This window comes from Quyinboa mangrovi, assembly GCF_042219825.1.
Classification (GTDB): domain Bacteria; phylum Bacteroidota; class Bacteroidia; order Bacteroidales; family UBA5342; genus JBHJHP01.
In genome coordinates, this window is record NZ_JBHJHQ010000010.1 from 165,666 (window position 1) to 180,000 (window position 14,335).

General features: G+C 39.8%; 9 protein-coding genes. 5 read left to right on the forward strand and 4 right to left on the reverse strand.

Features of this window, described 5'->3' with window-relative positions; genetic code table 11:
- Positions 1-82: 82 nt before the first annotated feature.
- A complete protein-coding gene (locus ACE1ET_RS19395) occupies positions 83-5,071 on the reverse strand; it encodes a carboxypeptidase-like regulatory domain-containing protein (RefSeq protein ID WP_375730086.1) in 4,989 nt (1,662 codons plus the stop codon).
- Positions 5,072-5,324: 253 nt separating this feature from the next.
- Between ACE1ET_RS19395 and ACE1ET_RS19400 the strand changes: the two genes are divergently transcribed.
- The 4 genes from ACE1ET_RS19400 to ACE1ET_RS19415 all read left to right on the forward strand — a co-directional run bounded on the left by ACE1ET_RS19400 (position 5,325) and on the right by ACE1ET_RS19415 (position 9,730).
- Entirely contained in the window at positions 5,325-5,882 is a 558-nt protein-coding gene (locus tag ACE1ET_RS19400; RefSeq protein ID WP_375730087.1) for a cob(I)yrinic acid a,c-diamide adenosyltransferase, read from the forward strand.
- A gap of 67 nt (positions 5,883-5,949) precedes the next feature.
- Positions 5,950-6,171 (forward strand): DUF2795 domain-containing protein, encoded by a 222-nt coding sequence (locus tag ACE1ET_RS19405; RefSeq protein ID WP_375719610.1) that lies wholly within the window; start codon positions 5,950-5,952, stop codon positions 6,169-6,171.
- Positions 6,172-6,313: 142 nt separating this feature from the next.
- Positions 6,314-8,812 carry a TonB-dependent receptor gene (locus ACE1ET_RS19410; RefSeq protein ID WP_375730088.1) on the forward strand — a complete coding sequence of 833 codons (2,499 nt, stop codon included), beginning with the start codon at positions 6,314-6,316 and terminating at the stop codon, positions 8,810-8,812.
- A 48-nt stretch (positions 8,813-8,860) separates the two neighbouring features.
- Positions 8,861-9,730 carry a VIT1/CCC1 transporter family protein gene (locus ACE1ET_RS19415; RefSeq protein WP_375730089.1) on the forward strand — a complete coding sequence of 290 codons (870 nt, stop codon included), beginning with the start codon at positions 8,861-8,863 and terminating at the stop codon, positions 9,728-9,730.
- A 40-nt stretch (positions 9,731-9,770) separates the two neighbouring features.
- Here the strand turns inward: ACE1ET_RS19415 and tyrS are convergent, their stop codons facing one another.
- Positions 9,771-11,063, reverse strand: a complete 1,293-nt coding sequence (gene tyrS, locus ACE1ET_RS19420) for a tyrosine--tRNA ligase (protein WP_375730090.1) — start codon at positions 11,061-11,063, stop codon at positions 9,771-9,773.
- Positions 11,064-11,327: 264 nt separating this feature from the next.
- On the opposite strand from tyrS, the gene ACE1ET_RS19425 reads away from it, so the two are divergent.
- The gene (locus tag ACE1ET_RS19425) at positions 11,328-12,023 is read left to right on the forward strand and encodes a response regulator transcription factor (protein ID WP_375730091.1); all 696 of its coding nucleotides are present in this window, start codon (positions 11,328-11,330) and stop codon (positions 12,021-12,023) included.
- Positions 12,024-12,257: 234 nt separating this feature from the next.
- Here the strand turns inward: ACE1ET_RS19425 and ACE1ET_RS19430 are convergent, their stop codons facing one another.
- Positions 12,258-12,869, reverse strand: a complete 612-nt coding sequence (locus ACE1ET_RS19430) for a hypothetical protein (protein ID WP_375730092.1) — start codon at positions 12,867-12,869, stop codon at positions 12,258-12,260.
- On the reverse strand, positions 12,869-14,314 hold the full coding sequence (gene rpoN, locus ACE1ET_RS19435) for an RNA polymerase factor sigma-54 (protein ID WP_375730093.1): 1,446 nt from the start codon (positions 14,312-14,314) through the stop codon (positions 12,869-12,871). The genes ACE1ET_RS19430 and rpoN overlap by 1 nt, the downstream gene beginning before the upstream one ends.
- Positions 14,315-14,335 lie beyond the last annotated feature (21 nt).

Consider the following 14,335-nt stretch of genomic DNA (forward strand, 5'->3'; position numbering starts at 1 on the left):
AAAGACAATTTACGAAGGTATCTTTACCCTGAAATTAGTAAGATAATTGTATCAGTACAAAAAGTCAATTCTAATTCTTTAACTACCTATGTTTATATACAGTCTGTAAGTGAAGTTGTTTAATCTGATCCTGCAATTTAACATCCGGCAGAAGCACATCGCTGTTTCTCCATCCGGAAGGATCATAATTGATCACGTTCAGATTTTTTTCCTCTTTTAACAAATCACGAAAGTTTATTGCTTTAAACCGTTTTATTTTTCTTTCCGGGAAATCCGTACTAACCATTTCACTTACAACCGAAAACCCTTCATCATTGTATGTAAAAGCCAGATTTTGCGTAGCACAATTTAATTTCCAGTCTTCACCTTTAAGAACAAAGGTTGCAAAATGCTGATCCTGAACTAACGAAAACTGTCCGGGATCTTTTTGAGGAAACAGATAATAACCTGCAACAGCCAGTTTCTTTTTATCGGATGCCACATGCCACTGAACGTGCGCAATACCTTTGGTTTCTTCATCGATAAGCATTATACCGGAATACAAACTCTGGGAATAACGGCTAACAGCTTCAAATTCAATAATTGTCGAGAGACGTCCCTTGAAATACTGCTGACCTGCATATTTCCATTCATACCCACTTGTACGATACATAAATGTGAGGTATGCTGCCATAGGATTTAATTCAGGTATGATATTTACAGAATCATACTTCAGACTGAATGGCACCTCTTCTTTAAAATCAGTGATATGATACTGATGTAGTTCAGATACAGATTGCCTGAATTTTCTGACTACATTATCCATACCTTCAAACCGATGGGTGAATCCAAAATCGGTTAATCGTACCAGCTTATTCTCTTTATGAATCAATTGGCGAAAAACACCTTCTACATCGTATCCTGTTAATTTAATATTCCACGGAACTTTCAGAAAAACACTGTTCATGAATTCTGATGTAATAAATGCCGAATCGACAGCAAAAACCTGATGAGGTATAGTCAGCCTGTAATCTTTTCCTTTCATTTCGTCCGGTGTTACAAACAGGTTTCCCCATCCGGGCACAGATATTAATAATGTGTCGCTTTCTATTAAATTCTTTCTAAGCAAAGTTACTGATCCGTTTGTTACAGCCTGATCAGGAAAGCTGTTTTTGAGTGAACTGATTGTTGCAAAATCCACCCGTTGTCCATTTTCTGTTACTACAGTAACTTTGATTAAAGTATCGGTTTGCCTGACATCCATATTTTTGTTGTCTGATCCTAATTCTGCATATTTTACCGCATTCGGAATAGTATCAAATTCATCTGAATCAGGAAGTAAAGCATATGCCCCTGTTTTGAAATCATGACTAAAAAAACCAGGGATAAAACCGTCCGACAAACCACTGACCTGAAGCTTATAATCCTCCAGCGGAATATCTTTGGGTAATTTAATCATTATCTCTCCAGGAATATTGGTTGATCGGTCCGGAGACCAGTACACAGTTGAAAATCTGTTACGGTTACCTGAGGTATTGGTATATTTAGGTGTATAAAATTTTCTTGTGGGCGTGAAACCAATCATATTCGTTTCTGCTATACCAATAAAATAATGATTTGGTCTGAGTTCTTTACCTGTTATCGTTTGTATGGAAATAATATATTCCGGACCGGATTTTTCCTCACATTCAACCCCTGGGTCCAAATCCATTGCCAAAGCAATCGGACTTGACTTTGGGTTTTCAATAACCTCAACACTTTTTATTTCGCTTATATCCAGTTCACCTAAAATTTCAATATACCACTCCAACCAGGGTGACGGGGATCTACTTGGAACGCAAAATGGGATGCGTGGCCTGTGCGTAAAATAATGTAACTTCCCATCAACAAATATATATATCCTGCCAATATCGCTTAAGTATCTGTAATCCGGTATAAGTTTAAAGATATAACTCCATACGCCTGTGCCCCACAAGTTACTTTCCTCCACCATATGCAATTGTTCTGCACCCATCGTCCTTGAAGCTAAACCGTACTTTTTACGCATTTTTTCCATCGGGGTCAGAATACGTTCTGCATGTACACTGATCTCTTCCAGAACAACATCTGTTGTATCCGGTAATGGCTGTAGCTTATCGGGCATTTGCCTTTCTTTCATAACAGAAGACACCTGTTGTCCTATAGAATCAACTAATCCCGTTCCGTTACCGGATAAATATGCTAATGCATTTAATTCCGTATTTTTTTCAAACTTAAAACTCCTCTTATTCATAGGAATGGTTGGAATCGGTTCATTTGTGGATCGCATGGTCAACTGATCGTGCATAAATTTGAGTCTGTTGCTTTGTGCATCGCCCATGTTTGTGGTTAAACTAATATTATAATTCCATCGTACATTAGCCCGGTTTTTGGTTTGGATGAAGAAATCCATGGTATCTGTAAAATAATCCACCATGAACATGAACTCGCCCTGTATGTTGGTTTTGGTTTGACCGCCAATTGTGTCTGAACCTATTCCAACCATAGTGACATCAATATTTTTTGCCGGGTTATTTTTTCCTGATCTGGTTATCTTTCCCGAAATATAGAATCTCTGTTCTAAGGGAAAGATAGGTTTGTGAATTGAATCGGCCAGTACTTCCTGCCAGGTAAACCGGCGCCAGCCATTGGTCATCATTGTCAGATCGGTGATCCATTTCGACACCGGGTCAGTTTTATAAAAGTAACTGTAATCCTCATCAATGCCCGGAAGTTCAGACTTCAACAAAAGATAATTAACCATATTCGAAGTTGAACCTGCCTGCTCAGAACCGAGAAGTGAATTTCCGGTTACTGATACAGCAAAGCAACCGCTGACAGGTTTGCTGTTTTTATCCTGAACCCTGACTGTGTAGCAAATTGAATCGTTACTGCTATGGATTGAATCTACAGAAAAATGTAAATAATCATTGTTATTAATAAAAACAAGGCGTTCACATAGCGGCACATTTCTATGATTAAAGAGTGTAATGATAGCAATTCCTGTGGTTAGCAAAGATTTATTTAACAACACCGTATTTTTTTGTTCATCCGGAACGAATGAAACTGTTTGCACAATATTGTGATGTTGGGTTATCGTAAAGTATAGAAAATCATAGTTTTGTGTGGCATCCGATCTGTTAATCTCAATCTTAAGCTGATTTGAATGGATGCCGTCTTTAACAGACAGAGTATAACCTTGTTTCTGTGCCACAGGCAAATCAAACCTGGTTTTATTGCCATATTCATCTTCAATAATAGCATGATAAAGGGTATTGGGTTCTGGCCGAATAAAAAACACACCTTTCCCCTTATTCTGCGGTTTAAAAACGGTGATGTAATTGTTGCTCTGGTCATAAATAATACCATTAAATTCAGGCGGTCTATCACCAGGACATGTTGCAGCAAAGGCCATCCTGCAAGGTATGCTTTCCACCCAGTTACCCCCTTCGGGTAAAAACTGGACGTCTAACGGTATAACATTAACACCGTCTGAATCGGTGGCACCAAAGACATTACCTGTTTGTTTATAAAGGCCGGATGAAGAAACTGATTCATTTTCCTGGTCTGTTTGGGGTTTATAAAATGACGAGTAAATTAAGACTGGTTTCTCAAACAGAAATTCAGGTCCACTATTACGCAAAAAATTTGTATACGCTCTTAACCTGAAATGGCCGGTTTTAAATGCCTCTTCCAGCACAAACTGTCCGAATGCCCTCCCATTCTGAATTTCAAATAAATGATTTGACACCGTTTTTCCATCGGGACCAATCAGATCAACATACAATATCTTTTCAAGTTTTTCCGGTGTAAAATCAGTTGAATTCAATACCCAGGAACTGAACCAAAGGGTATCTCCGGAGAGATAAATATCCCTGTCTGTAGCAAGAAAAAGTTTCTCAGGATGTGTTTTGTGATTAAATTCTGCAAGCTTTTGAGCAACAGGTTCCGGAGAAAAATGCTGATCTTCCAGTTCATAATTTTCCGGCAGAAAACTTCCGACTTTTTTTGTAGCGATTGCTCCCCCAAACATAACATCATTATTCGAAACCGTTCCTTCACGGTTAATAAAACACGTATCTCTCAGAAAATAAAGTGTTGATCTCTGGCAAATCCCGTTTTTTGACTTTTTTGTAAGATCAACAGGTGAACCATTAATCTTTGAATAATAGTTGATAGTCAGTTTCCTGTTTTTTAATCCTGTAATCCGCATCCTGTTTCCTGATATATACGTTGTGCAGGTATCAGGTTCAAACGGTGTTTTAACCCCAATACCGGATTCCTTATCATAAACCAGGATCTCTATCTCATAACCATTTTCATCCAGCGTTCTTTCATAAAGCGACCTCAGAAAATGAAGACCTGAATTATAATAAACTGACCGTCTGTTTCTTCTGTATTTTCTGACTTTTGACTTCCTGAGGGAATCATATGGTTGAAAAAAATAATACCCAAGAAAACTGCATTTCTTTCCGGGTGAGCTGAGGTCAAGATCAAAGTCCACAAGGTCAACCTGTAGTTTATAACCCAAAAGCGGCATATCCAAAAGAAGCGGAGTTCCTGCAACTGCCTTAAAAGAAGATAATTCAGGTATTTTCAGGAATGCACTATCCTCACTTATCTCAGAGGTATTCAACATACGCCCCATATCTATTTCATTCCTGACCGAATCTGTCAGCCTGACCTTAACCGTATCATACACATTATAAAAGAGCAAAGTACTGTCGTTATATAAAGTAACCATACTTCCCCAGCGGTCAGATCCTAAAAAATATGATTTAAACATCGCAAGGTTTTTGTCCCTTTGATTTTCCGCCTGAACTTTAACTTCTGATAAATCAATTTTTTTCTCTCTCAGCAAAATGACAAGGTCGGAGGGAATTTTCCCTTCTATCTCTAATGCCTTCGGCTCATAACTTGCATGACTAACAATAAGGGTCGATGAAAAAGGGATATTATTAAGCGTGAATGTCCCATCTAAGCCTGTAGTGGTACCATATGTTGTGCCACTAATGTATACCGTTGCAAAAGGGACTGGCCTTTGAGTCACAGCATCTAAAACTGTTCCGTTCATACTGTTTTGGGAGTGTGCAATCAGACTAACACAAAAGGTCATAACAAAAAACATCAGGTAATTCCTGAGATATTGTTTTGTTGAGGCGGTCATAAGTTATTACAATAATGAAGTATGTATTTCAGTTACAAACTGAAGCAAAAAAGATGCCACGAATCAGTATAATTCACCTGAAAAAATTACTTCATAATCTGAGAATTCTGTACCTTCGGGAACATTTTGGCTAAAATCAGGTTTAGCATAAAAAGTATTAATGAAGAAAAGTAACATATATACAAAAACCGGTGATTCAGGAAAGACTTCGCTTATTGGAGGCACACGGGTTTCAAAAGGTGATATCAGGCTGGAAGCATATGGCACCATTGATGAACTGAACTGCCATTTGGGAATGATCCGTTCCTATCCGATGGAGGCACAGGACCACGATTTCATTATATTTATCCAGAAAAAGTTTTTTTCTGCCGCAGGAAACCTTGCCACAGATCAATCGGTATTTCCTTTGAAAGATGCAACCATCATCACTGAAGAAGATATTGAAAGTATAGAAGATGAAATTGATCGTCTTGATAATTTACTGCCTCCTCTGAATCATTTTATTATCCCGGGCGGTGATCCGCAAATCAGTGCATGCCACATTGCAAGAACCGTAACGAGAAGATGCGAGAGAGCCATTGTCAGACTGTCAGAAATTGACGAAATCGACGAACACATCACCATATTTTTCAATAGAGTTTCTGACTATTTGTTTGTATTAGGAAGAAAATTATCACAGGATCATAATTTTGACGAATTATCTTGGATCCCCTCTTGATTATATGGAATTTTATTTTACTTTTGCGCAAAATATAAACAGGATTTAACTAGCTAAACCAACTATTATGTACTGGACTCTAGAATTAGCTTCGAAACTTGAAGATGCTCCATGGCCGGCTACTAAAGACGAACTTATCGATTTCGCCATGCGTTCGGGTGCACCACTTGAGGTTATTGAAAACCTGCAGGAAATCGAAGATGAAGGTGAAATATACGAGAGTATCGAAGATATATGGCCCGATTATCCGAGCAAAGATGATTTTTTCTTTAATGAAGATGAATACTAAGATGAGCCGCTAATGCGGCTTTTTTTACACCTCCTTTTCCTGGCCAATTTGTAAAAATTTCCCAAAAAACTTAAAAATTGTAACATTAATGGAATAACCATTGTTTTATGGTTGTCAAGTGTGAAACTGAATAAGAATTAATATGCGTTATACATTGTTGCTTTTGCTGATCACCATGTCAGGTCTTCAGCTGAAAACCTACTCACAACCCGCACCGGAAATGACAGAAGTGGAGACAGCGGGTGTCTTAACCGGAAAAATTGTGGATGAATCCAATAATCAACCCATTGAATATGCCAATGTGGCAATTTACAATAAGAACGGGGAACTTATAACAGGTGGTATTACTGATGCCAATGGTAATTTCTCCATCAAAAATCTGGATCCCGGCGAATATTATATCGAAGTTAAATTCATTGGATTCAATGAAACCCGCATCGAAAATTTTGTGATCACCACTAATTCACGCAGGTTTAATACCGGCGTGATCAAACTCACACCATCGGTCTCGAATCTTGAAAGTGTGGATGTTGTAGCGGAGAAGAAGGCTATTCAATACAAAATAGATAAAAAAATAGTGAACCCAAGCCAGTATCTTACATCTGCCGGTGGTTCAGCAGTAGATATTCTGGCCAACACACCTTCCATTACAGTTGACGTGGAAGGCAATGTAACCTTGCGTGGAAGTTCAAACTTTACGGTTTTGATTGACGGAAAACCAACACCATTCGAAGCTACCGATGCACTGGAACAGGTTCCTGCCAGCCAGATTGAAAATATTGAGATAATCACTAACCCATCGGTAAAATATGACCCGGACGGAACAGCAGGTATTATTAACATCATAACCAAAAAGACCAGATTAAAAGGTTTGAACGGTATTGTGAATCTTGATGCTAATTCGATCGGAAGTGTAGGCGGCGACTTTTTGCTGAATTTTCAACGCGAGAAATACAGTTTTTACGTTGGAGGCAGTCGTTCTGACCGCAAACGTAAGGGGCATTTCGAAGGACTTACAGAGACCTACAAAGACGATACCACCTTCTTTAACACACAAATTGGTGATGGTGGCCGGGGCTTCTCTTCCAACAATCTTAAAACCGGTTTTACACTTACACCCGATACTACATCATCGCTGGCTTTTAACCTTAACGGTGGAATTAACCAACGTAAATTTACAAATGATGTGGATTACGAAACATGGGAAGAAGTAAACGGCACCGTAATTAACCATGAAATATCCACGAGTACAAGCCTGAATAAAGGAAACGGGAAATATGTGAGTGGTGATTTAACCTATGATAAGAAATTTAAAGGTGATGGTCACAAACTCATATCCACCTTTTTTTATCAGTATCAAAAATCAGATGAAGAAAATATTAACGAACAGGTAGGTGCCAACTTTTTGAGCGGACTTAAATCCTGGGAAGTTGGAGATGGAACAGAGATGCGCTTTAAAACGGACTACACCCTTCCGGTTTCAACCAGGTTCAGTCTCGAAGCCGGATATCAGTGGCGCTATGATAAGGACTATGAATGGTATGATCGGATAGATTATTCAGATGCTAATTATACTTATAATCCGGGACCATCGTCACTCAACTATAAAACGTCAGAATTTTTCAGACAGATTCATTCTTTATATGTTACCCTCGGTGGTGAGTTCGGAAGGTTGGGATATAAAGCAGGACTACGCGGAGAATATACTGACCGTTCCATGGACTTTAATTATTACGATGCATCCGAATCGTTCAGAGATTCAAGCTTCACAATTAACAGACTTGATCTTTTCCCGAGTATCCATTTTTCATATTCACTACCGGCAGATTTTCAGGTTATGGCCAGTTACTCCAAACGCATTGAACGTCCGAGAAGCTGGTATCTTGAACCGTTTGAAACATGGATGAACGCTTATAACGTCCGACAGGGAAACCCGAATATTCAACCCGAATATATTGATTCTTATGAGTTGGGCTTCCAGAAAACATTCAAGAAAGGATTCTTTTCGCTGGAAGGATTTTACAGAATGACAGAAAACAGGATCGACCGGATTCAAAGTGTTTATGTTAATCCTGTAACCATGGATACTGCCACGAACATCATCCTGATGAAAACAGAAAATTCAGGCAAGGACTTTGCTCTTGGTGTAGAAGGAATGCTTAATTATGACGTTGCTAAATGGTATAGCCTGAACCTGAACGGTAGTCTGTTCAATTACAAAATTGAAACCAATATTGAAGGGATACCAGTTACAAGGGAAAGCCAAAACTGGGGTATGCGTATGAGTAACACATTTAAGCCTTTCAAAAATAACAGAGTCCAGATGGATATCATGTACCGCAGCCCTTCTGTTTCGGCTCAGGGTGAACGCGACGGTTTTGCCTTTACCAATATTGCTGTACGTCAGGATCTAATGAAACGAAAACTCAGCGTTACCTTATCTGTTAACGACGTGCTGAACACGGCTAAATTCCATATGCGCTCTTCAGGCAGTAACTTCAAAAGTGAAAGAACATGGGATATGCAATCACCTATCGTTCAGTTACAACTGTCCTATAAGCTGAATAATTTTATGCCGGACAGAAAACAGAATCAGCAGCAGGAAAATGGTAACGGCATGGATATGGATAATTCATTTTAATAATGAAATCCGGGAAAAAATAGTTTTATTTACATAAAATTTGTAGCAATGGAACTAACCCGGGAACAGGAAGGTATTATCCATTCCTTTCAGCGCAATGAACTTACTGAATATCTGATTTATAAGAAACTGGCTGCGCATACCAAAAGCCAGGAAAACAGCCAGGTTTTATCGCAGATTGCAGAAGATGAGCAACGACATGCAATTATATGGGGAAAGTATCTGAAAAAGCAGGCTACTCCAAACATGTTTAAGGTAAAGTTGTTCTATTGGATCTTCAAACTGTTCGGTATCACATTTGCCATCAAGCTGATGGAACGCGGTGAAGAGAATGCACAGGATTCATATTCCACCATTGACAACATTCCCGAAGCTGCAACTATTCAAAAAGAAGAAAACATTCATGAAAAGGCCCTTATCGATATGATCGATGAGGAGCATCTTAAGTATATGGGCTCCATCGTTCTTGGGCTGAATGATGCCCTGGTGGAACTGACCGGTGTTTTGGCCGGCTTAACCCTTGCGTTGCGGGATCCAAAACTTATTGCACTCACCGGGGCCGTTACCGGAATTGCCGCAGCACTTTCAATGGCTGCATCAGAATATTTATCCACCAAATCGGAAGAAACTGATAAGCATGCCGGCAAAGCGTCAATTTATACCGGTATAGCATACATATTTACGGTGATTGCTCTTGTGAGCCCTTTCCTTGTTTTCAGCGATATTTACTTTTCACTGGCACAAACATTCATTGCTGCAGTACTTATTGTCGCTGCCTTCAACTATTACATCTCAATAGTTAAAGAAGTAAATTTTAAACGGAGGTTCCTTGAGATGATCGGGATCTGTTTCGGAGTGGGCGCCCTGAGTTTTCTGATCGGTTATATACTAAGAATTTTCTTTGGTGTAGATGCATAAAAGAAAAGGCCTCAGCTGAGGCCTTTTTATATTGATGTTTCTATTTTGCGATGAGAATAAAATAATTTTTCTTCCCCTTTTGAATTAACAAATATTTATCATTTAACAGAGAATTAGCATTGACCACTAATTCACTATCCGTTATCTTTTCTTTGTTAATGCTTGCACCTCCTCCCTGTACCAGACGCCTCAATTCACCCTTTGATGCAAAGACAGATGCCTTTTCAACCAACAGTTCAGGAATAGCTACTCCGTTATCAAACAATGCTTTGTCCACCTCAAAAGTAGGCACGCCATCAAAAATTGACAGAAAAGTCTTCTCATTCAGTTTCTTTAATGAATCGGTCGTTCCTTTTCCAAACAGAATCTGCGACGCCTCCACAGCCATGTTGTAGTCATCTTCGGAATGAACCATAACGGTAATCTCCTGAGCCAAACGTTTTTGCAATACCCTTAAATGTGGTGCTTCCCTTTGTTCAGCTATTAATGCATCGATCTCATCCTTGCCTAAAAGCGTAAATATCTTAATGTATTTTTCAGCATCCTCGTCCGAAGTATTCAACCAGAACTGGTAGAACTCATAGGGTGTTGTCCTGTCGGGATCGAGCCAAACATTGCCTGATTCGGTTTTACCGAATTTACCTCCGTCGGCCTTTGTCACCAACGGAATAGTCAATGCGAAGGCTTCGTTTCCGGTTTTTCTCCTGATCAGCTCGGTACCGGTAGTAATATTACCCCATTGATCCGAACCACCCATTTGCAATTTGCAGTTCATATTCTCGTTAAGCCACAGAAAATCAAAGCCCTGCACCAGCTGATAGGTAAATTCCGTAAAAGACATGCCCGATTTTGACTCTTCTCCCAGTCTTTTCTTAACACTGTCTTTGGCCATCATGTAGTTTACGGTGATGTGTTTTCCGATATCGCGGATGAAATCCAGGAAGCTGAATTCCTTCATCCAGTCGTAATTATTGACCATCAATGCAGCGTTCGGTTCATCCGAATCAAAGTCGATAAACTTCATCAACTGCTTCTTAATTCCATCCAGATTTTTCTGAAGGGTTTCCTCATTCAGAAGGTTTCGTTCCTGGCTTTTCCCTGACGGATCACCTATCATTCCGGTTGCTCCGCCCACAAGAGCCACGGGCTTGTGTCCCGCCATCTGAAAGCGTTTCAACAGCATGATTTGTGCAAAACTTCCCACATGAAGAGAATCAGCTGTCGGGTCAAAACCGATATATGCTGTTGTCATCTCCTTGCTTAACTGATCATCTGTTCCGGGCATCATGTCATGCAGCATGCCACGCCATTTCAACTCTTCAATAAAATTCATAATTCTTAATTTGAGCCACAAAGATAATAAGCAAATTTGAATAACAGGTCTACAAAAAAAATTTACATAATCAGGGCTAATCTATAATTAAAATCATTCAAAGATTAATTAACTATTATTAGAGATTATAATGTAAATATGAACTAAAATAAACATACCATATGGGTAGAATTCCCCATTTTTACTAAGAAAGTTCAAAATATTTAATAAAAAATTAACAGATATAAAAAAAAATATCTAAATTAGCCCCAAAATACATAGGCCATGAGTGAAACTAACTTTAAAGTCCTTATTGTAGATGACGAACCAGATATCCTGGAATTCTTAAAATACAACTTAATTAAGGAAGGATATCAGATCTTTGCTGCCGGAAATGGATTAGAGGCAGTTGAGATTGCAAAACGCGAACATCCGCAATTGATTATTCTTGACGTGATGATGCCGGAAATGGACGGTATTGAAACATGTGAGGAATTAAGGAAAACACCGGAACTGGATGACACGATTGTTGTATTTTTCACCGCCCGTGGAGAAGATTATTCACAGGTTGCAGGTTATGAAGCAGGCGCAGATGATTACATCACCAAGCCAATTAAACCTAAGGTACTGAAAAGCAAGGTATCTGCTTTATTAAAACGTCATCATCATTCAGAAGCAGGTGGAACAACCGCTACAAAACTTGAAATTGGCGATCTGATTATTGACCGCGAAAGATATCTTGTTATACATGACGGAGAAGAGCTTATTCTTCCTAAGAAGGAATTCGAATTGTTAATGCTGCTTGCATCAAAACCGGAAAAAGTATTTACAAGAGAAGAAATTTACCGTACGGTATGGGGCAACAAAATTGTTGTCGGCGATCGTACTATTGACGTGCACATCAGGAAATTGCGTGAAAAAATCGGTGATGACTTCATCAAAACTATTAAAGGTGTAGGTTACCGTTTCGTAGAGCAATAAAACCATTTAACCATTATTATACCGGAGCTATTCATTAATGAGTAGCTCTTTTTTTACCCCTCCAAACCTCTACATCAGCTGGAGGAAGGCTATAATTCCTAATGGGATTTGGGATTATTTTAAAAAGGCTACTTAGAATTCGAAAATATAAAATAGCTTAATCCAAAAATATTGTAATTACGTAATCTTCAACGCCAGCGCAAAGTGCAAAAATGCTTATTGACATTTTGGGGTTTATGCAATACTCCAGAATACGGCTATCATTGTAAGAAATCCAAGCCAGAATCCGGCTGTAACCTGTAAAAGTGTGTGCGCTTTAAGTTGCATTCGTGCCCAACCAAGGCTTCCTCCCATAAGAATGATAAAGCTAACCATTGGCGACAAATTCTGGTTCAGCACCAGGGCAAACATAAAAACAGCACCGGCAAAACCACCAATCCCGGTCATATGTGCACTGATTTTCCAGAACGGTGTAATAGTGCCGGAGATCAGCAGGGTCAGTACACCTCCAAGTACAAACCGGGTCACAATCTGCGGCACTTTAAACCGCAGCAACAATATATAAGCAGCGGCATACGACAGGAATGTCAGGATCATCGGAACAAGCCGCTCGTTTTTATCACGGATGTTAATGTCAGAGATCTGGCCGGTTTTCATCAGGATCCAGAATGAGATCAATGGGATCAGCAAGGTAAACACAACAATAACCAGAATATTAAACCATTTGTAAACTGGTGGAAAAAATCCATACAGGTTATCAAAACTAAATAACAGTATTAACCCAAACGTCGGCATAAAAAGCGGGTGAAACAAGACGGACAGGGTCTTAGCTAACTTCTCCTTCATTATAATTCCTTCCTTAAACGGGCCACCGGTACCCCCAGCTGTTCCCTGTATTTAGCAACGGTTCTGCGGGCAATGTGGTAACCTTTATCGTTCAGCAGCTGAGCCAGCTTATCGTCGGTCAAAGGTCTGCGTTTATTCTCCGCCTCTATCGCTTCACTTAAAATTGTCTTTATCTCCTTGGTCGAAACTTCCTCTCCTGAATCCGTTTGCATCGCATCAGAAAAGAAATATTTAACGGGAAAAATCCCAAAATGCGTCTGAATGTATTTGCTGTTACTAACCCTTGAAATGGTTGATATATCGTACCCGGTAACAGCCGCAATATCCTTAAGGTGCATGGGTTTCAGTCTGGTCTCATCACCATCGGCAAAGTACTCGTGTTGCATGTCAACAATGGCCTGCATGGTTGTCATCAGCGTGTTGTGGCGCTGCTTTATGGCTTCGATGAACCACTTGGCAGAATCCAGCTTTTGTTTCACAAATAGCACGGCATCTTTCTGTTCGCGCGACTGCTTGCCTTTTGATGACGCATAGGTCTCAAGCATATCAGCATAGGTCTGGCTCACCTTTAAATCGGGTACGTTCCTGTTATTTAAGGATAAAACCAGTTCGTCATCTTTCAGATCCAGTATAAAATCGGGCACAATTTGCTGAACCGATTTAACCTGCTGGTTGCTGTAAGAACTGCCCGGTTTTGGATTCAGTTTCTGAATCTCATCCAGTGCTTCCTTAAACTGCTCCTGTGTCCAACCGGTTTTCTTGAGAATCTTTTCATAATGCTTTTTAGTGAACGCATCAAAATGCTCATCCACGATCTCCTCGGCACGCAAAATCACATCCCGTGACCGGTCCTTGCGGCGAATTTGAAGTATCAGACATTCCCTCAAATCCCTGGCTGCAACGCCCGGAGGATCGAATTTCTGAATCCTCTTGAGAATCTTCAAAAGATGGGCATCCTGAACATCCAGGTTCATGATAAATGCCAGATCGTCTGACATGGCCTCCACATCGCGACGAATATATCCGTCTTCATCAATATTACCAATGACGTATTCAGCCAGTTGATGATCCTCTTCGCTGAGATCAATCTCACCCAGCTGATTCAGCAGAAATTCGTGAAACGATTTCCCTACCGAAAACGGGATCTCTGTCTTCTTATCGTCTTTGGAATAATTCCTTGACCGCAATTTATACGCCGGAATATCATCCTGGTTAATGTATTCATCCAAAGAGAAGTCGTCATCCACGCCACTCTCCTCATATGGATCCTCTTCCTTCACAGAAAGGTCCTCGTCTTTTCCTTCCTCCAGCACCGGATTTTCCTCCAGTTCCTTCTTTATACGCTGCTCCAGCTCCATAGCCGGCACCTCAAGAAGCTTTATCACCTGAATTTGCAGTGGTGATAATTTTTGCTGAAGTTTTTGTTGTAACGTTAATTTTTGCATCTCTCAGAGTTAACAAACCAA